This window comes from Caballeronia grimmiae (assembly GCF_000698555.1).
GTDB classification, from domain to species: domain Bacteria; phylum Pseudomonadota; class Gammaproteobacteria; order Burkholderiales; family Burkholderiaceae; genus Caballeronia; species Caballeronia grimmiae.
This window is the reverse complement of sequence record NZ_JFHE01000015.1, coordinates 12,464-31,850: the sequence shown is the minus strand read 5'-3', so window position 1 is coordinate 31,850 and position 19,387 is coordinate 12,464. Positions and strand designations below refer to the sequence as shown.

General features: G+C 65.0%; 14 protein-coding genes. 10 read left to right on the top strand and 4 right to left on the bottom strand.

Annotation, left to right across the window (positions count from 1 at the left end):
- Positions 1–122: 122 nt before the first annotated feature.
- The 9 genes from BG57_RS16805 (at position 123) to BG57_RS16765 (ending at position 12,184) form a co-directional block, all read left to right on the top strand.
- The gene (locus tag BG57_RS16805) at positions 123–1,616 is read left to right on the top strand and encodes a UbiD family decarboxylase (RefSeq protein ID WP_035966357.1); all 1,494 of its coding nucleotides are present in this window, start codon (positions 123–125) and stop codon (positions 1,614–1,616) included.
- Positions 1,609–2,232, top strand: coding sequence for a UbiX family flavin prenyltransferase (locus tag BG57_RS16800; protein WP_035966355.1), 624 nt, complete (start codon positions 1,609–1,611; stop codon positions 2,230–2,232). Before BG57_RS16805 ends, BG57_RS16800 begins: the two co-directional genes overlap by 8 nt.
- Positions 2,229–5,261, top strand: coding sequence for a xanthine dehydrogenase family protein molybdopterin-binding subunit (locus tag BG57_RS16795; protein ID WP_035966354.1), 3,033 nt, complete (start codon positions 2,229–2,231; stop codon positions 5,259–5,261). Before BG57_RS16800 ends, BG57_RS16795 begins: the two co-directional genes overlap by 4 nt.
- On the top strand, positions 5,258–6,079 hold the full coding sequence (locus BG57_RS16790) for an FAD binding domain-containing protein (protein ID WP_035966353.1): 822 nt from the start codon (positions 5,258–5,260) through the stop codon (positions 6,077–6,079). Before BG57_RS16795 ends, BG57_RS16790 begins: the two co-directional genes overlap by 4 nt.
- Positions 6,080–6,099: 20 nt before the next feature.
- A complete protein-coding gene (locus BG57_RS16785) occupies positions 6,100–6,612 on the top strand; it encodes a (2Fe-2S)-binding protein (protein ID WP_371875864.1) in 513 nt (170 codons plus the stop codon).
- On the top strand, positions 6,605–8,161 hold the full coding sequence (locus tag BG57_RS16780; protein WP_035966352.1) for an AMP-binding protein: 1,557 nt from the start codon (positions 6,605–6,607) through the stop codon (positions 8,159–8,161). Before BG57_RS16785 ends, BG57_RS16780 begins: the two co-directional genes overlap by 8 nt.
- Before the next feature lie 5 nt (positions 8,162–8,166).
- Entirely contained in the window at positions 8,167–8,973 is an 807-nt protein-coding gene (locus tag BG57_RS16775) for an enoyl-CoA hydratase/isomerase family protein (protein ID WP_035966351.1), read from the top strand.
- A gap of 35 nt (positions 8,974–9,008) precedes the next feature.
- Complete coding sequence (locus BG57_RS16770; protein ID WP_035966350.1) at positions 9,009–10,730, top strand: GMC family oxidoreductase; 1,722 nt, start codon at positions 9,009–9,011, stop codon at positions 10,728–10,730.
- Positions 10,731–10,807: 77 nt separating this feature from the next.
- Positions 10,808–12,184 carry an MFS transporter gene (locus BG57_RS16765; protein ID WP_035966486.1) on the top strand — a complete coding sequence of 459 codons (1,377 nt, stop codon included), beginning with the start codon at positions 10,808–10,810 and terminating at the stop codon, positions 12,182–12,184.
- A 6-nt stretch (positions 12,185–12,190) separates the two neighbouring features.
- Here the strand turns inward: BG57_RS16765 and BG57_RS16760 are convergent, their stop codons facing one another.
- From BG57_RS16760 to BG57_RS16750, 3 genes are all read right to left on the bottom strand, one after another.
- Positions 12,191–13,099, bottom strand: a complete 909-nt coding sequence (locus BG57_RS16760; protein WP_035966349.1) for a LysR family transcriptional regulator — start codon at positions 13,097–13,099, stop codon at positions 12,191–12,193.
- A 201-nt stretch (positions 13,100–13,300) separates the two neighbouring features.
- A complete protein-coding gene (locus tag BG57_RS16755) occupies positions 13,301–15,688 on the bottom strand; it encodes a phosphocholine-specific phospholipase C (protein WP_035966348.1) in 2,388 nt (795 codons plus the stop codon).
- A 360-nt stretch (positions 15,689–16,048) separates the two neighbouring features.
- The gene (locus BG57_RS16750; protein WP_035966347.1) at positions 16,049–16,948 is read right to left on the bottom strand and encodes a LysR family transcriptional regulator; all 900 of its coding nucleotides are present in this window, start codon (positions 16,946–16,948) and stop codon (positions 16,049–16,051) included.
- 108 nt (positions 16,949–17,056) lie between these two features.
- Here BG57_RS16750 and BG57_RS16745 point away from each other — a divergent pair, with 108 nt between their 5' ends.
- Positions 17,057–17,929 (top strand): aldo/keto reductase family oxidoreductase, encoded by an 873-nt coding sequence (locus BG57_RS16745; protein WP_035966346.1) that lies wholly within the window; start codon positions 17,057–17,059, stop codon positions 17,927–17,929.
- A 104-nt stretch (positions 17,930–18,033) separates the two neighbouring features.
- On the opposite strand, the gene BG57_RS16740 is transcribed toward BG57_RS16745, so the two are convergent.
- Positions 18,034–19,161, bottom strand: coding sequence for a pyridoxal-phosphate-dependent aminotransferase family protein (locus BG57_RS16740; protein ID WP_035966484.1), 1,128 nt, complete (start codon positions 19,159–19,161; stop codon positions 18,034–18,036).
- Between the last annotated feature and the right edge of the window lie 226 nt (positions 19,162–19,387).

The window sequence follows — 19,387 nt, the reverse complement described above, 5'->3', positions numbered from 1 at the left end:
AATACCAATATAAGCGGTGTTGATTCGGAGCATCAACAAACAGTATTAGAAGTTATGGGGCGATGTCGCTACGCTTCATCTCATGCGATTGCTACGGCAACCGCGCACGGATGGAGACACTAATGAATTTACGCGATGCCGCAACGAACGGCATGCCCTCGTTCTCGTGGGCCCCGGATCACGCCGACAGCGGATCATTATCGCTGCGCGACTGGCTCGCGCATCTCGCGAAAACCGGCCGCGTCGCGACCATCGACAAACCCGTTGCACTCGAACACGCACTCGCTGCGACCGCGAAATGCCTCGATGGCAAGCAAGCGGCGATCTTCATGCGGCCGGGCGGCCATGCGATGCCTGTCGTGAGCGGTTTCATGTCGAAGCGCGCGTGGATCGCGGAGGCGATGGGCGTCGATGAATCCGGCGTGCTCGCGCGTTTCTCGTCTGCGGCCGCTGCGCCGGTGGCATCGAAACTGGTTGCACGCGAAGACGCGCCCTGCCAGCAAGTGGTGCATGAAAGCGGCATCGACCTGCACGCGCTGTTGCCGATCCCCACGCACAGCGAACACGACAACGGCCCGTACATCACGGCAGGTCTCGTGATCGCGCGCAATCCGCGCACGGGCGTGCAGAACGTGTCGATCAACCGCATCCAGGTGCACGGTCCCGATCGCATGGCGATCCTGCTGCTGCCGCGCCATCTGTACGCGTTTCAGCGCGCAGCCGAAGAAGCGGGCGATGCACTCGACGTAGCCGTTGCCATCGGCGTCGATCCGCTCACGATGCTCGCGTCGCAAGCCATTACGCCGATCGATCACGACGAGCTTGAGATTGCAGGCGCATTGCGCGGCGCGCCACTGCCGGTCGTGCAATGCGTGACGAACGGCGTGCATGTGCCGGCGTTTGCGGAGATCGTCATCGAAGGGCGCATTCTGCCGAACGTTCGCGAACCGGAAGGCCCGTTCGGTGAATTCCCGAAGTATTACAGCGCGAAGGAATCGCGCGAAGTCATCGCCGTAACGGCGGTCACGCATCGGCGCGACCCGATCTTTCATACGATCGTCCCGGCCGAGATGGAGCATCTGCTGCTCGGTGCGATTCCGCGTGAAGCGACGCTCCTTTCGCACCTTCAGCGCAGCCATCCGAACGTGAAGGACGTGCATCTGTCCGTAGGCGGCGTGTGCCGCTATCACCTGTGGGTGCAGTTCGACAAGAAGCGCGAAGGCGAAGCGAAGAACGTGATTCTTTGCGCATTCGGCGCGCATTACGACATCAAGCAGGTGGTCGTCGTCGATCCCGACGTCGACGTGCACGATCCCGCCGAAATCGAATGGGCCATCGCGACGCGCTTCCAGGCAGACCGCGATCTCGTCGTGATCGCGGGTGCGCAAGGCTCGCCGCTCGATCCGTCGACGACCATCGGGCAGCCGGCAGACGCGCCCGCGCATCTGCAAGGCGTCAGCACCAAGATGGGCCTCGACGCGACGCGGCCTGTTGTGTATCCGGAGCACGTCTTCACGCGCGTGCGCATTCCCGGACAGGACTCGGTCGATCTGGACGCGCTCATCGCCGCCGACAACAGCGCATTCGATGCCTACCTCGCGCGCAATCATGGCTGAACGCAAGAAACGCATCGTCGTGGGCATCTCGGGCGCGAGCGGCGCGGTGATCGGCGTGCGCCTGCTTGCCGCGTTGCGCCGCCTCGGCACGCACGAGACGCATCTGATCGTGTCGGCGTCGGGCGCGGTGACGGCGGCGCAGGAGCTCGACCTCGCTCGCGGCGACATCGACGCGCTCGCGGACGTCGTGCATAACGTGCGCGATATCGGCGCGGCGGTGGCGAGCGGATCGTTCCTGAGCGACGGCATGGTGATCGCGCCCTGCTCGATGAAAACCCTCGCCGGTGTCGCGAACGGCTTCGCGGACAACCTGCTCACGCGCGCCGCCGATGTGATGTTGAAGGAACGCCGCCGCCTCGTGCTCGTCGCGCGTGAAACGCCGCTGAATCTCGCGCATCTGCGCAACATGACGCTCGCCACCGAAATGGGCGCGATCGTGATGCCGCCCGTGCCCGCGTTCTACGCGCATCCGCAGACCATCGACGATATCGTCGATCACACGGTAGGGCGCGTGCTCGATCTTTTCGGCATCGAGCACGGCGAAATCGCGCGCCGCTGGAGCGGTCTCGGCGATGAATTCGCGAGCCGTGGCGAACGTAAAGGAGCAAGCGCATGAACCAGCGCGAAACGGCATTCGCCGATACGAACGCGCGCGTTGCGCCAAGCGACGGCGCAAAACCCGAGCGCCACGTCGGCCGCCCGATGGAGCGCCTCGAAGACCCGGCGATTCTCACGGGCCGTGGCCGCTATGGCGACGATATCGCCGTCAAGCCCGGCACGCTGCACGCCGCGATTCTGCGCTCGCCGCACGCGCACGCGGAGATCGTGTCGATCGACACCGAAGCCGCCGCGAAGCTCGCGGGCGTGCGGGCGGTGCTGACGCGCGACGACTTGCGTCCGTGGTCGCGTCCGTTCGTGGTCGGCGTGAAATCGCCGATGGAGCAATGGGCGCTCGCGATGGACCGCGTGCGCTATGTGGGCGAGCCGGTCGCGGTCGTGATGGCCGAATCGCGTGCGCTGGCGGAGGACGCGATCGATCTCATCAAGGTCGAATACGCGATGCTCGATCCGGTGACGTCCATCGAACAATCGCTGGCCGACGACGCCGCCGTGCTGCACGAGCGCGTCGGCAGCAACGTGATCAGCGACCGGCATTTCCGCTACGGCGAGCCGGAAGCCGCGTTCGGCAATGCGCCGCATCGCGTGAAGCTGGTCGCGCACTATCCGCGCAACACCTGTGCGCCGATCGAATGCGGCGTGGTGATCGCCGAATACCTGTCGGGCGACGAAGGCTACGACGTCACCTCGAATTTCATGGGGCCGTTCTCGCTGCACGCGGTGATGGCCATGGCGCTCAACGTGCCCGCGAACCGCCTGCGCCACAAGGCGCCGCGCGACTCGGGCGGCAGCTTCGGCGTGAAGCAGGCGGTGTTTCCGTATGTCGTGCTGATGTGCCTCGCCTCGCGCAAGGCGGGCGCGCCGGTGAAGTGGGTCGAGGACAGGCTCGAACACCTGAGCGCGGCGACATCGGCGACGGCGCGCTTATCCACGATCGAAGCCGCCGTCGAAGCCGATGGCCGCATCGTCGCGCTGTCCTACGATCAGCTCGAAGACGTCGGCGCTTACGTGCGCGCGCCCGAGCCGGCGACGTTCTACCGGATGCACGGCTGCCTGACCGGCGCATACGCGATACCGAATCTGCTCGTGCGCAATCGCGTCGTGCTGACGAACAAGACGCCGACCGGCCTCGTGCGCGGGTTCGGCGGGCCGCAGGTGTATTTCGCGCTCGAACGGCTGATCCAGCGCATCGCGATCGAGCTGAAGCTCGACGTGCTCGACGTGTATCGCCGCAACTTCGTTCCCGCCGATGCGTTTCCGTATCGCGCGGCAGCGGGCGCGCTGCTCGACTCGGGCAACTATCAGGAAGCGTTGCGCCGTTCGATCGACGAGGGCGGCTATGGCGAACTCGCCGCACGCCGCGATGCCGCGCGCAAGGAAGGGCGGCTGTATGGCATCGGCTTCGCGGCGATCGTGGAGCCGTCGGTGTCGAACATGGGCTACATCACGACCGTGATGCCCGCCGCCGCGCGCAAGAAAGCCGGGCCGAAGAACGGCGCAATCGCGAGCGCGACGGTCAGCGTCGACTTGCTGGGCGGCGTGGTCGTGACGATCGCATCGACGCCGGCGGGGCAGGGTCACATGACCGTGTGCGCGCAGGTCGTCGCCGACGTGCTCGGGCTGGACCCGAAGGACATCGTCGTCAACGTGGAATTCGATACGCACAAGGACGCGTGGTCCGTCGCGGCGGGCAACTATTCGAGCCGCTTCGCCGGCGCGGTGGCGGGCACGGTGCATCTCGCGGCCACGCGCGTGCGCGACAAGCTCGCCCGCGTCCTCGCCAAACAGTTCGGCTGCGCACCGGATGACGTGCGCTTCGAAGGCGCGCGCATCTTTCCGCAGGACGCCGAAGACCGCGCGCTGCCGTTCGCACGCGCCGCGAGCAATGCGCCGCACTGGGCGCCCGCGCTGCTGCCCGAGGGCGACGAGCCGGGCCTGCGCGAAACGGTGTTCTGGTCGCCGCCGCACATGGACGCGCCCGACGAGCAGGACCGCATCAACACGTCGGCGGCATACGGTTTCGCGTTCGACATGTGCGGCGTCGAAGTGGATCGCGCGACGGGGCGCGTGCGTATCGACCGTTATGTGACCGTTCACGACGCGGGGACCATCCTCAATCCCGCGCTCGCCGATGGTCAGATTCGCGGCGCATTCGCGCAAGGCGTCGGCGCGGCGCTGATGGAAGAGTTCCGCTACGGCGCGGACGGCAGCTTCCAGTCGGGCACGCTCGCCGACTATCTGATGCCGACGACCTGCGAAGTGCCTGATCCGCGCATCGTGCATCTGGAGACACCGTCGCCGTTCACGCCGCTCGGCGCAAAGGGGCTGGGCGAAGGCAACAACATGAGCACGCCGCCGTGCATCGCGAATGCGGTGGCCGATGCGCTGGGCGTCGAAGACATTCGCCTGCCGCTCACGCCGCCGAAGGTCATGGCGATGATCGGCATCGACGATCCGGAGCCGTCGCGGCCGGACTATCGCGAAGCGCCCGCTGCGAAGCCCGCGACGCCGGGCGGCGGACGCGCGCTGACCGCGCAGGGCACGGTCGATCTTCCCGCGCCGCCCGAAGCCGTGTTCGCCGTGCTGCTCGATCCCAAGGCGCTCGCGAAGGTCATTCCGGGCTGTCATGCGCTCGATGAGACCGCGCCGAACCAGTATCGCGCGGACGTGACGGTTGGCGTCGGCATGATCAAGGCGCGCTTCGAGGCACGCATCGGCTTGTCGGAGATCGAGGCGCCGCATCGCTTGCGGCTGGCGGGCGCGGGCATTTCGCCGCTCGGCAGCGCACGCGGCAGCGGTCTCGTCGAACTCACGCCGCACAGCGGCGGCACACGGCTCACGTACGACTACGAAGCGCAGGTGTCGGGCAAGGTCGCGGCGGTCGGCGGCCGCATGCTCGAAGGCGCGGCGAAGGTCGTGTTGAAGCAATTGTTCGAATCGCTCGGACGGCAGGCGGCGGGCAAGCCCGTGCAGCCCAGCGGCTCCTGGCTCGCCCGGCTGTTCGGCAGACTCAGGAGGCGCGCATGAAGCCCGCATCGTTCGATTATCTGCGCGCCATGACCACGCAAGACGCGCTCGACGCTCTCGCACAGCACGGCGAAGACGCACGCGTGCTCGCGGGCGGCCAGTCGCTGATGGCCGTGCTGAACATGCGGCTCGCGCAGCCGAAGCTGCTCGTCGACATCTCGCGCACCGCCGAACTGGGCGACGTGCGCATCGACGAGAAAGCGGGGCATCTCGTCGTGAACGCGGCGGCGACGCAAGGCAGCGTCGAATGGCGCGCGACCCTCGCCGCAGAAGTGCCTTTGCTCGCGATGGCCTTCCCGCATATCTCGCATTTTCAGATTCGCAATCGCGGGACGGTGTGCGGTTCGATCGCACATGCCGATCCGAGCGCGGAATTGCCGCTCGTGCTCGCCGCGCTCGGCGGCGACGTGATGCTGCGTTCGAAGAAAAAGCGCCGCACGTTGCCCGCGCAGGACTTCTTTCAGGGCATGTTGATGACGGCGCGCGAGCCCGACGAACTGGTGGAAGCCGTGCGCTTTCCGCTGCGCAAGCCGGGCGAGCGATACGGGTTCACGGAATTCTCCGCGCGTCACGGCGATTTCGCGATCGTCGCTTGCGCGGCGGTCGTCACGGACGATGCGATCCGCATTGCGGTCGGCGGCGTCGCGGACCGGCCCGTGGTGGAGAACTGGCCGCGTCTCGCAGGCGACGACCTGCGCGGCGCACTGAACGATTTGAGCTGGAAACTGAACGCGCAGAACGACGCGCACATCAGCGCGACGTATCGCCGGCATCTGGTCCGGCAACTTGGATGGCGCGTGATCGAGGAGGCGAAGTGAGCAAGACGTCGGACACCATCATGCGGCGGGACGAACGCCAGCGCATCGCGCTGACGCTCAACGGCCGCGAACGCAGCGGCCATTGCGAGCCGCGCGAACTGCTGTCGGATTTCATCCGGCACGAACTGGGCGCGACGGGCACGCACGTCGGCTGCGAACACGGCGTATGCGGCGCGTGCACCGTGCACGTGGACGGCGTCGCCGCCCGCTCGTGCCTGATGCTCGCCGTTCAGGCGGACGGACGGCGTATCGATACCGTCGAAGGACTCGCGCCCGACCAGACGCTCGGCGACCTGCAGCAGGCATTCCAGCGGCATCACGCGCTGCAGTGCGGCTTCTGCACGGCGGGCATTCTGATGTCGTGCGCGGACTATCTCCGGCGCGTGCCGGACCCGACCGAGCACCAAGTGCGCGAGATGCTGTCGGGTCATATCTGCCGCTGCACGGGTTACACGCCGATCGTCGCGGCGGTGCTCGACGTGGCGGCGCGCCGCCGGGCCGAAGCAGGCACCAGCGAGGTCGAACATGCTTGATCTAGGCCGTACTTTTCTGCAAAGCGTCGAGCGCAGCCCGAACGCGCTCGCACTCGTCGATGGCGACGTGCAACTGACCTACGCGCAGTGGCATCGCGTGATCCTGAATGTCGCCGAGGGCCTGCGCAAGCTCGGCCTCGAACGCGGCGACCGGCTGCTCGTCGTCTTGCAGAACCGCTGGGAAATGGCGACGCTGCACTGGGCGGGGCAATTCGCGGGCATCGTGATCGTGCCGCTCAACTGGCGCGCGAAGCCGGAGGAACTGGACTATTGCGTGACCGATGCGGGCGTGAAGGCCATCGTCTACGAACCCGTCTGCGCCGATGCCGTGCTGCAAAGCGCCGCCGCGCAGCAGGTGCCGCGTATCGGACTCGACGATGCCCCCGGCCTCTCGATGACCTTCGATGCGCTCATCGTCGAAAGCACAACGGAAGAAGCGGCTCCGCAAGCCACCGCCGACGACTTTTCGCTGATCCTCTACACATCCGGCACGACCGGCAAGGGCAAGGGCGTGCCGCGCCGCCACCGGCATGAACGCGCGGGCGCGCTCGCGCATGTCGCGCAGAACCTGTACAGGCGCGGCGAACGCACGCTCGGCGTGATGCCGCTGTATCACACGATGGGCGTGCGCTCGCTGCTCGCGATGGCGCTCGTCGACGGCCTGTTCGTGTGCGTGCGCCGCTGGAACGCGAAGCTCGCGCTCGATTGCATCTCGACGCATGCGCTCACGTGCCTTTATCTCGTGCCGACGCTCTATCACGATCTGCTTGCGGACAGCGCGTTCGCGAGCACGGATACGTCGTCGGTGCGCAAGCTCGGCTTCGCCGGCGCGCCGATGAACGACGGCCTGCTCAAGCGCCTGAGCGCCGCATTCGAGCCGGAGCTGTTCGTCAACCACTACGGCTCGTCCGAGGTCTACACGTTCAGCATCGACCAGGACGCGACGAAAAAGCCCGGCAGCGCAGGGCGCGCGGGCATCAACACGCGGTTGCGCGTGGTGAAGCTCGACTCCGTTTTGCCCGGCGACATTGCCGCTGTCGGCGAGGAAGGCCAGATCATCGTCGACCTGCAGGGCGACGAGGCGTTCGAAGGCTACTGGAATCGTCCGGACGCGAACGCGAAGTCATTGCGCGACGGCTGGTACTTCACCGGCGACACCGGCTATTTCGATCGCGACGGCGATCTCTACGTGACCGGCCGCGTCGACGACATGATCATCAGCGGCGGAGAAAACATCTCGCCGGTGGACATCGAGTCGGTGCTGTCGCTGCATCCCGCCGTCGATGAAGTCGCGGTCGCGGGCCTCAAGGACGAGCGCTGGGGCCAGCGCGTGGTCGCGTTCATCAAGCGTCGCGAATACGTCGATTCCGGCGCGCTCGATGCGTGGTGCCGCGAGTCCGATCTCGTCAACTTCAAGCGGCCGCGCGACTACGTGTTCGTCGACGATATCCCCAAGTCGCCGGTCGGCAAGATACTGCGCCGCAAGCTGCAGGCCGGCGAATATGCGAGCGAAGACAACGCTCAACCAACAGAGACCAGGAAGGAGTAACCGACATGAGCGATTTGAATCATCGCGGCCAGACGCTGCTGCAGGACCTCGACGGCTTTTCCATCGAGATCGACGCCAACCGCGAGCGCGCCGACATCGTTCTGCATCGCCCGCCGTTCAACGTCATTTCGATGCACGCACGCGACCAGTTGCGCGCCGCATTCGAGGCGCTCGACGAGGACGATCGCGTGCGCGTGATCGTGGTGCGCGCCAAGGGCGAGCACTTCTCGAGCGGTGGCGACATCAAGGGCTTTCTCGAAGCATCGCCTGAGCATGTGTCGAAGCTCGCGTGGAATATCGCGGCGCCCGCGCGCTGCTCGAAGCCGGTCATCGCGGCCAATCGCGGCTTCTGCTTCGGCGTGGGTTTCGAGTTGTCGCTGGCGTGCGATTTCCGCATCGTCACCGATACGACCTTTTATGCACTGCCGGAGCAGAAGCTTGGCCAGATTCCCGGCTCGGGCGGCTCGGCGCGCTTGCAGTCGATGGTCGGCATCGGCCGGACCAAGGACATCGTGATGCGCTCGCGCCGCATTCCGGGCAAGCAGGCCTACGAATGGGGCATCGCGGTGGATTGCGTGGCGGATGCCGAGCTCGAATCGGCGACGGATGCGCTCGTCGACGAATTGCGCGCCTTCTCGCCGCTCGCGCAGCGCACGGCGAAGAAGCTGCTGAACGATTCGGAGGACGCACCGCTTTCCATCGCAATTGAACTGGAAGGGCATTGCTATAGCCGCCTGCGCTCGTCGGACGACTTCCGCGAAGGCGTCGAAGCGTTCCACGGCAAGCGCAAGCCGGCGTTTCGCGGCTCCTGACCATCGCGCGGCGAACAAGGCAAAGGAGACAGGCGATGGATCGCTTCGACTACGTGATCGTGGGCGGCGGCTCGGCGGGATGCGTGCTTGCGCATCGGCTGTCGGCCGTGCCGTCGGTGCGCGTCGCGCTGATCGAGGCGGGCGCGGATACGCCGCCCGGCGCGGTGCCCGCGGCGATCCTCGACAGCTATCCGATGCCGGTCTTTTGCGGCGACACCTACATCTGGCCCGGCCTCAAGGCGAAGGCCACGAAGGACGCCGCGCCGCGTGTCTACGAGCAGGGCCGCGTGATGGGCGGCGGGTCGAGCATCAACGTGCAATCGGCCAATCGCGGCCTGCCGCGCGATTACGACGAGTGGGCCGCGGACGGCGCGCATGGCTGGGCGTGGCGCGACGTGCTGCCTTACTTCCGCAAGCTCGAACGCGACGTGAACTTCCCCGGCGGCGAGTTGCACGGCAGCGACGGTCCCGTGGCGATCCGCCGCATCATGCCGGGCGACTGGCCGGAGTTCTGCCATGCGTTCGAGAAGGGCTTGCGCGCCAACGGCCTCGCGGCGCTGCAGGATCAGAACGGCGAGTTTGGCGACGGCTTCTTTCCCGGCGCGTTCTCGAATATCGACGACGCGCGCGTGTCCACGGCCATCGCCTATCTCGACGAAGCCACACGCAAGCGTCCCAATCTCAGCATCCACGCGAACCTGCGTGTCGAACGCATTCTGATGGAGGGCGCGACGGCGCGCGGTGTCGTCGCGATTGCAGCGAACGGCGAGCGCGTGCGGTTCGATGCGGATGAAGTCGTCCTGAGCGCGGGCGCGTTGCAGTCGCCTGCGATGCTCATGCGCGCGGGCATCGGCGATGCGCGCGATCTCGCGGCGATGGGCATTGCATGTGCGGTCGATTTGCCGGGCGTCGGACGCGGTTTGCAGGATCATCCGTCGCTCACGTTCTGTCATTTTCTCGAGCCGCGCTTTCGCATGCCGCTCGCACGCCGCCGCGCAAGCATGATGGCGGCGCGCATGAGTTCGGGCGTCGTGGGCTGCGACGAGTCGGACCTGTATCTGTCGAGTGCGACGCGTGCCGCGTGGCATGCACTCGGCAACCGGCTGGGCCTTTTCTTTCTGTGGTGCAACCGGCCGTACTCGCGTGGCCGGGTGCAGCTCGCTTCGCCCGATGCGGCCGCTGCGCCGCGCGTCGATCTGAACCTGCTCGACGACGAACGCGACCTGCAACGACTCGCCGCCGGCGTGCGGATGCTGGCCCGCGTGGTCGAAGCATCGGGACTCGGGCGCAGTCCGCGCGATTTCTTTCCGGCAGCGTTTTCGCCGCGCGTGAAGGCCCTGAGCAAGGTCGGCGAAGGGAACGCGCTGCTGACCTCGATGCTCGGGCTGCTGCTCGATACGCCCGCGCCGCTGCGGCGCTTTTTGATTGAACGCTTCTTCACACGCGGCCTGAAGATGGACGCGCTTCTCGCCGACGACCGTGCGCTCGCGGAGTTCATCCGCGCGAACGTGTTCGGCGTGTGGCACGCGAGCGGCACGTGCCGCATGGGCGGCGCGCACGATCGCGACGCCGTCACGGACACCGAAGGGCGCGTGCGGGGCGCACGTGGCCTGCGCGTCGTCGATGCATCGCTGATGCCGAGACTGCCATCGGCCAATACGAACATACCGACCATCATGATCGCCGAGAAGATCGCCGACGCGATGATCGCGCAACGCAGTGCGAGCGTGGCGTCGCCGCTTGCCGCCGCGCACTGACGCCTACCAACGATTTATCAACCTCGACAAGAGCACGCATTCAAACAAGCGTGCCTGCGACACACCAGGAGATGCAAATGTCCGCAGCAGCGCAAGACGGAGCCGCCGTGCTTCCGGTCAACCAGCGGCAGGTCATGGGTGCAGTGATGGCCTCGTGCCTAGGCTGGGCCCTCGATCTGTTCGACCTGTTCGTATTGTTGTACGTGGCGCCGATTGTCGGGCGTCTGTTCTTCCCGTCCGAGCACGCGATGCTCTCGCTTGCGGCGGTCTATGCGTCGTTCGCCGTGACGCTGCTGATGCGTCCGCTCGGCTCGGCGCTCTTCGGCTCCTATGCGGACCGTCACGGCCGCAAGGGCGCGATGATCGTCGCGGTCGTCGGGGTCGGGCTGTCGACGGCGGCTTTCGGCCTGCTGCCGACGGTCGCGCAGGCCGGCGTCATCGCGCCGATCCTCTTCCTTGTACTGCGTCTCGTGCAGGGCGTGTTCGTCGGCGGCGTGGTGGCGTCGACGCATACGATCGGCACCGAATCCGTCGCGCCGAAGTATCGCGGCGCGGTGTCGGGGCTGATCGGCGGCGGCGGCGCGGGGCTTGGCGCGTTGCTCGCCTCGCTCACGTACCTGGCGATGTCCGCGCTCTTTCCCGGCGACGCGTTCGATGTCTGGGGCTGGCGCTGCATGTTCTTCACCGGCATCCTGAGTTCGGTGCTGGGGCTTTTCATCTTCAACAGTCTCGAAGAATCGCCGTTGTGGAAGAAGCTCGCCGCTGAAAAGGCTGCGAAGGCCGCGGCGCAGACGAAGGGCGCGAAGGTCGAAGTGGTGCGCTCGCCGATCCGCACGCTGTTTTCACGCGACTATCGCGGCGTGCTGTTCGTCAATCTGCTGCTGACCATCGGCGGCGGCAGCGGCTATTACCTGACCTCGGGCTATCTGCCGACGTTCCTCAAGGTCGTGAGCCATGCACCGAACGGCGCGGCTGCCGCGATCCTGATGATCTGCAGCGTGGCGGTGGTGATCGCATCGGTTGCGGCGGGGCATATCAGCACGTTCATCGGGCGCAAGGGCGCGTTCCTGTGGATCGGCGCCATCCGGCTGATCGCGTTGCCGGGCCTGTTCCTGCTGCTGCCGACGGCGCAAAGCCTCACGATGATCGGTGTCTACGCGGTGCTGCTGTCCGCGCTCGGCAGCGCGGGTTATGCGCCGGTCCTGATCTTCCTGAACGAGCGCTTTCCGACTGCGATCCGTGCGACCGGGACCGGTCTCTCGTGGAATATCGGCTTCGCGATCGGCGGGATGATGCCGACCTTCGTCTCGCTCGTCGCGAAGGATGCGAGCCAGTTGCCGTCGACGCTCGCGATCTTCGTCGGCGCGATCAGCGTCATCTTCCTGGTCGGCGCGTTCGTCGTGCCCGAAACGCTCGGCAAGCTCGACAACGGGGCGGGGCGCAACCCTTCGTAACCGGGTTCATTCCGGCGCGCGCGTGGTCACGCGCCGGATTTCCTCGGTGATGATCGAGATCAGCGCCTGCGCGGCCGATCCGATGGGCCGCTTCGGATGCGTGACCTGAATGATGTGACGCACGATCGGCGGCGACGCGATCGTGTGCACGCGCAACAGGCCGTCGTCGACTTTCGGCTGCACGACGACGCGCGGCAGGATCGTCGCCACGGCGCTCTGTTCGACGAACTGCACGATTGTGCTCAGAAGATCGATCTCGAACTTCGGCTGGATGACGACGTCGGCGGCCATCAGTGCGGCATCGAGCGCGCCGCGCAGGCCATTGCGCCGTGTCGGCAGCACGAGTTCGAAGTCGAACGGCTGGGTCAGGTCGATCGCATCGGGCAACGCGGGGCCGTGCGCCGCGCTCGTCACCAGCACCATTTCCTCGACGAGCAACGGCTCGACATCGAGCGAAAGCCGGCCACGCGGCTTGTTGATGATCGCGGCATCGAGCCGGCCCGCTTCGACGGCGTCGATGAGTTGCGCGCTGAAGCCATCGGCCACGGACACTTCCACTTGCGGAAACAGCGCATCGAAGCGCGCAAGCGATTCGGGCAGCACGCTCTGCGCCTCGGACGACACCATCCCGAGCGATACGCGCCCCGTCACGATGACGTCGCGCCGGCTCAGATGTTCGCGCGCGTGGTCGATGTCGCGCATGATCGGCGTGTACAGGCGGTACATGAGCCGCGCGGCTTCGGTCGGCGCCATGCCGTGCGGTCCGCGCTCGAAGAGCTTCTGGCGGATTTCGGTCTCGATCTTGGCGATCTGCATGCTGAGCGCCGGCTGCGCGATATTCAGCCGCTTTGCTGCACGCGTGACGGTGCCTTCTTCGAACAGGGCGATGAAGTATTGAACCTGCTTCAGTTCCATGCGTGACTATCTTCAGAGCTTCGGCCTGAAGATAGTAAACGCACGAGGGGCTGCTTGCATTGGAGTCGCAAAAATCGCCGCTCGATGGAAGCAGGCGATGCTGCAAGTCGATGCGAAACGCCGGTCGATAAATCGCTGAGAGCGAAAGCGCGTCGGCACACGCGAGACGCCGGGCAAACACCCGACGCCTCGCGTCCTGCATCAGAACACGTCGGCCATGCCCATCGCCGGATCGGTCACCGAGTGACGGCCCGTTTCCATGCGCCCGGCGATGCGCCGGAAGAAGCTGCGATCCGTGGCGCTGGTAATTTCGAAGTCGTACCAGTAGCCAGTCTGCGCGACGTTCCAGAACAGCGCGACAGGAAGCGCGCCGATCGTGCTTGCCGTCCAGGTGTTGCCCGCGCTGAGGGCGTCATCGCGAGAAAGCGGCGCCGGCGCTGGCCATGCACCGAAGCCCGGCGCGGGGAAGCCGCCAAATCCGGCCGGATTGCGCCCGAAGCCAGGAATCGGCAGACCGGGGAACGCCTGCAGCACACCGTAGACCTTGTTCGACTTCACGGTGAACTGCGCCGGACCCGCGCCATCGTTGCGCAGTTGCAGGTGCAGCGTTCCCGAAAGCAAGCCATAGCCCACGCGCACTTCGAGATTGGCGCCTCGGTGACCCCGCTGCGCGCCAAGCTCGCCCTTGAATTCACGATGAAAACCGTTCGGGCCGAGCACCCACAGGTCGTACCTTCCCTGGTCCGTCGAAGTGGGTGTCCACACGTCGTCCAGCGTCTTGCCCGGCTCCACCGCATAACGCCTGGGCAAGCGGTCGAGGTGCAACTTGTCGTAGACGTGGAACACGGCGCCCTGGCGGCCGGTATTGGCGAACAGCAGCCGCATGGTGCCGGCGTTTGCATCGACGTGAGCGCTGGCGTGCAGCTCGTAAGGCAGCGCACGCGACGGACGGAAACCGCTCGCCTGCTTCGGCATGCCGCGATTCGCGTCCGGCACGATCTGTCCGAGCGCTTGCTGCGTGGCGCGCAACGCATCGGCGTCGGCCTTGCTTCTCTCGCCGGCGATGGTCGGCAGCGGCTCGTTGTTCGGCGACGCGAAATTGAAGGCCGTCGTCAGATCGCCATTGATCAATCGGCGATACGGCGAGATGTTGCTCTCCTTGATGCCAAAGCGCGCTTCGAGAAAGCGCAGCACCGAGGTGTGGTCGAAGGTCTGGGAATTGACCCAGCCGCCGCGGCTCCACGGCGAAATCACCCATAGCGGCACGCGCGGGCCGGGTCCGTAAGGCTTGCCGTCAGGGCCGGCCGGCTGGCTGTTGGGCTGCGCGCCGGTGTCGGCGCGGGTCACGTACGGATGCGTGAAATATTCGGCGCTCAGGTCGGCGGTGTTCAGCGTCGTTTTGCCGGCGTAGGTGCCGTCACCGTTCGGCGACGGGACCGCGGCCGGAGGCACGTGATCGAAGAAGCCATCGTTCTCGTCGAAGTTGACGAGCAGCACGGTCTTGCTCCATACCTCCGGCACGGCGGTCAGCGCATCGAGGAATTGCTGCACGAACCACGCGCCCTGCACCGGGCTGGAAGGCCCCGGATGCTCGGAGTAGACATCGGTCGGCACCACCCACGAGACTTCCGGCAGCCGGCCGTTTTTCACATCGTCGGCGAAGGCCTCGACGAACGTGCCGTTGGTGTTCGGGTCGGTGTCCATGGTCGGCAGCGTGTTCGCGTAGGCCTTGATGAGCGGCTGGGCCACGGCGTCGGCGGGATTGTAGGCCGGCTCGGCGGCCTGCGTCAGCGACGTGTTGACCTGACGCGCCGCCGGCAGCGCCTCGTTCGCTTTGCGAAACTGCCTGAAGCCGAGCAGCGGATTGCAGCCGTACGTGTTCTTGATGTTCTGATAGACCTTCCATGTCACGCCAGCATCTTCGAGACGCTCGGCGGTCGTCTTCCAGTCGAAGTACGCGGAAGCCGACGTGGTGACGTCGAAGTCGCCGCTGAAGTTGTTCACGAAGGTCTTGCCATACGCGGGACCATGCGTGCCGGTCGAATGGATGATGCGGTTCGGGTGCGTGCCGCCGAGAAACGCGCAGTGATAGTCGTCGCAGAGCGTGAACGCTTCGGCCAGCGCCCGCTGGAAGGGAATCTCGGCGGCGTCGAAATAGCCCATCGTCTGGTTCTTCTTGGACACTGGCCATGCAGCCATGCGGCCGCCGTCCCACGCGTTTTGCGTGTCGACCCAGCTATGCGGCGTGCCGGCGACGCGCTGCGCATTGCCCTTGGTTTCGTCGAGATGATAGGGCAGGTCGACGTTGCCGTTGGCGTCGATCTGCTGCCACACGTTGCGGCCGTCCGGCAGCGGGATCGTGAAGCGATCGCCGTAACCGCGCACGCCTTTGTAGGTGCCGAAGTAATGGTCGAACGCGCGGTTCTCCATCATCAGGATCACGACGTGTTTGACGTCCTTCATCGTGCCGGTGTCGTAATGCGCCGGAATCGCGAGCGCGCGGCGGATGCTCGGGGGAAACACGCTTAGCGCAGCGGCCGAGAGTCCGGCAGTGGCCGTGCTTTGAAGAAATTTGCGACGGGAGTTCACGGGGCAAGTGCTCCTTCTTTTCTGCTGATCCTCGAAACCTTCGATTGCCTTCACCGCAGCCGCTCCTCACGGCGAACCCGGCATGGCTTGTCACGTCGATGCGTTTGCACCGGCCGCACGCCATGCTCGATGTCGCCCGTTCGGAAAGACCGCCTGCCGAGACCTCGCTCGTGGAAGTTCAAAGGACGTGTTGTTTTCTACGCGCGTCATCGGCAGTGCGTCGACTGCCGGTTCCGGCGAGTGACGAATATAGGACGCGGAAATGACGGGACAGTGTCGGTGCGGAAATCGTTTGCGGTGCTTACATGTCGCTTGCGGCGCAGCTGAACGCGCATCGACGACACATCAGCGCATGCGTTGCTACATGCGGTCGTTGTCTTTCAGCCAGTCGATGAATGCGCGCAGCGGCGCGGGCACATGCCGGCGTCCCGGATAGTAGAGAAACGGCCCGGAAAACGGCTGTTTCCAGTCGTCGAGTATCGCGACCAGCGCGCCGCTTTCGACGTGAGGCTGCAACATCTCCTCGAACAGATGGATCACGCCGAGACCGGCGACCGCCGCATCGATCATGAGACCCAGCGCCGCGCCCGGACGCACCACGAGACGCGACGGCGGATCGATCCGCACGACTTCGCCGTCGCGCTCGAACTGCCACACGGGCCGCGCACCGCCCGAGAACTGTCCGCGCACACTGGTATGCGAGAGCAGATCCCGAGGATGCTCGGGCGTACCGTGCGCTCGTAGATACGCGGGCGATGCGGCGGTCGTGAACTGCTCTATGCGCGGGCCGATCGGCATGGCGATCATGTCCTGTTCCAGCTTGTCGTCGTAGCGTATGCCCGCATCGCAACCGATCGACAGGACATCGACGAAGCCGTCTTCCACCATCACTTCGACGCGAATGTCGGGATACGCCTGCATGAAGCCCGCGAGCAGCTTCGGCAGCAGCGTGCGCGCGGCGCTCGCGGGGACATTGAGCCGGAGCGTGCCGCTCGGCGAATCGCGATAGCCATTCAGAACATCAAGCGCCGCTTCCATTTCACCGAACAACGGCGTCAGCGTTTCGATCAACCGCCGGCCCGCCTCGGTCGGCGATACGCTGCGCGTCGTGCGGTTCAGCAAGCGCAATCCGAGCTTCGTTTCGAGCCTGCGCACGGCAATCGAGAGACTCGACGCCGATACACCGTTCGTGCGCGCGGCGTCGCGAAAGCCGCCTGCGCGGGCGACAGAAACAAAGGCAGCGAGATCGTTCAATTCCACTTTCGGACCGTTTTGTTTATTGAACAACCCGTGCAACTTAGCCCCATTTATTCAACGCCGCAAGCTCGAGATAATGGGCGCCATCGAACCAGTCACGGGAGCCATGCAATGAAAACGACTTTTGAGTTTGCGGGACGCGAAGTGAATCGAATGGGTTATGGCGCGATGCAGCTTGCGGGACCGGGCGTATTCGGTCCGCCGAAGGATCGCGCTGCGGCCGCCGCCGTGTTGAGGGAAGCCGTTGCAGCGGGTGTGAATCACATCGATACGAGCGATTTCTATGGCCCGCACGTCACCAATCAGATCATCCGCGAGGCGCTGCATCCGTATCCGTCGAATGTGACGATCGTCACGAAAGTCGGCGCCATGCGCGACGAGCAGGGCGGCTGGCTGCCCGCATTCGAACCAGAAGACCTGCGTCGCGGCGTCGAAGACAACCTTCGCAACCTCGGCGTCGATGCCATCGACGTGGTCAATCTGCGCATCATGGGCGACATTCACAGGCCGACGGAAGGCTCCATCGAGCCGCAGATGCACGCGCTCGCCAGGATGCGGGAGGAGGGCAAGATCCGGCACATCGGCTTGTCGAACGCGACGTCGATGCAAGTGCGCGACGCACGAAAGATCGCGCCGATCGTTTGCGTGCAGAACCACTACAACCTCGTGAATCGCGATGACGACGCACTCATCGACGAACTCGCGCAGGAACACATCGCCTATGTGCCGTTCTTTCCCCTCGGTGGGTTTTCGCCGATTCAATCGGATGCGCTGTCGCAGATTGCGGCGCGTTTGAATGTGAGCGCGATGCAGGTCGCGCTTGCGTGGCTGCTGTATCGATCGCCGAACATTCTGCTCATTCCGGGCACGTCGTCAGTCACGCATTTGCGCGAGAACCTGAAGGCTGCGGATATCGTGTTGAACGAAGAGGTGCTGAAGGAACTCGATGCGATCAGTGGTGGCGCTTCGCGGGTGGGTCACTAGCAAGCGGCGTGAGAGGCGCTTGTTGTGAGGATTGTGGCAATTAAGCGTTGCCGCTGCGGGCGAGCGGCCGTGTAACGACGGCCGTCCGCATCCGCGCGACGCTTCTACCGAATGCTTTCCAGCGCCTTTGCAAACCTCGTCACTGTGCCGTCGATATCGTTGAGCTTGTCCAGGCCGAACAGACCGATACGGAACGTCTTGAAGTCCGCCGGCTCGTCGCACTGAAGCGGAACGCCCGCGGCGATCTGCACGCCGGCATCGGCGAATTTCTTGCCGGATCGAATGCCATCATCGACCGTGTAGCAGACCACCACGCCCGGCGCTTCGAAACCTTTCGCTGCCACGCTCTTGAACCCGTGCTCGGCCAGAAGCGAGCGAATGCGATTGCCGAGTTCGGATTGTTCCGCTTTCACTTTATCGAAGCCGTATGTCCCGGTTTCCTTGATGGCGTCGCGAAGTCTCGCAAGACTGTCCGTGGGCATCGTCGCATGATAGGCAAACCCGTTGTTTTCATAGGCCTCCATGATCTGCAGCCATTTGCGAAGATCACAGGCGAAGCTGGAACTCGTGGTTGCGTCGATTCTCTCGCGGGCGAGCGCGCTCAGCATGACCAGGCCGCAGCAAGGCGATGCGCTCCATCCCTTTTGCGGCGCGCTGAGCAGCACGTCGATACCGCTCGCTTCCATATCGACCCAGATCGCGCCGGACGCGATGCAATCCAGCACGAACATCCCGCCGACAGAGTGAACCGCATCGGATACGGCGCGCAGATACGAATCGGGCAACAGTATTCCGGACGCGGTCTCGACGTGCGGCGCGAAGACGAGATCCGGCTTGTTTTCCTTGATGGCTGCGACGACTTCTTCCAGCGGCGGCGGTGCGTAAGCGGCCTGCGTGCCTTCTTCGACCGGGCGCGCTTTCAATACCGTCGATTCGGACGGGATGCCGCCCATGTCGAAAATCTGCGACCAGCGGAAACTGAACCAGCCATTGCGAATGACCAGACACTTCTTGTTTGTCGCGAACTGACGCGCAACGGCTTCCATGCCGAACGTTCCGCTGCCCGGGACGATCACGACAGACCTGGCGTTATAGACCTTCTTCAGGGAAGCGGATAAGTCGCGCATGACGCCCTGAAAAAGCTGCGACATGTGATTGATCGATCGGTCGGTGAAGACGACCGAGTATTCGAGAAGTCCATCTGGGTCAACATCAGGGATTAACGCTGGCACGGTCGCCTCCTTTGACAGATGAATATAGGTATCTAACACAGATTCTAACGATAGGCTGGTGCGAGGGTGTTTGAGGGATGCTCTTGTCGGCGCTTGGCGGCTAGGGGAAAGCCGACGAATCGGCTTGTTTCGTCGAAGTGCGTTGAGGATAGTTCAACCGCAGGCTTCGTGCCGCAACGGGCGCAAGCGCGAATAATCAGCGCTTTCAACGGCGGGAATGACATCC

Coding starts and splice junctions, on each gene's coding strand:
- BG57_RS16805 (WP_035966357.1), top strand. CDS start 123: ATGAATTTACGCGATGCCGCAACGAACGGCATGCCCTCGTTCTCGTGG.
- BG57_RS16800 (WP_035966355.1), top strand. CDS start 1,609: ATGGCTGAACGCAAGAAACGCATCGTCGTGGGCATCTCGGGCGCGAGC.
- BG57_RS16795 (WP_035966354.1), top strand. CDS start 2,229: ATGAACCAGCGCGAAACGGCATTCGCCGATACGAACGCGCGCGTTGCG.
- BG57_RS16790 (WP_035966353.1), top strand. CDS start 5,258: ATGAAGCCCGCATCGTTCGATTATCTGCGCGCCATGACCACGCAAGAC.
- BG57_RS16785 (WP_371875864.1), top strand. CDS start 6,100: ATGCGGCGGGACGAACGCCAGCGCATCGCGCTGACGCTCAACGGCCGC.
- BG57_RS16780 (WP_035966352.1), top strand. CDS start 6,605: ATGCTTGATCTAGGCCGTACTTTTCTGCAAAGCGTCGAGCGCAGCCCG.
- BG57_RS16775 (WP_035966351.1), top strand. CDS start 8,167: ATGAGCGATTTGAATCATCGCGGCCAGACGCTGCTGCAGGACCTCGAC.
- BG57_RS16770 (WP_035966350.1), top strand. CDS start 9,009: ATGGATCGCTTCGACTACGTGATCGTGGGCGGCGGCTCGGCGGGATGC.
- BG57_RS16765 (WP_035966486.1), top strand. CDS start 10,808: ATGTCCGCAGCAGCGCAAGACGGAGCCGCCGTGCTTCCGGTCAACCAG.
- BG57_RS16760 (WP_035966349.1), bottom strand. CDS start 13,099: ATGGAACTGAAGCAGGTTCAATACTTCATCGCCCTGTTCGAAGAAGGC.
- BG57_RS16745 (WP_035966346.1), top strand. CDS start 17,057: ATGAAAACGACTTTTGAGTTTGCGGGACGCGAAGTGAATCGAATGGGT.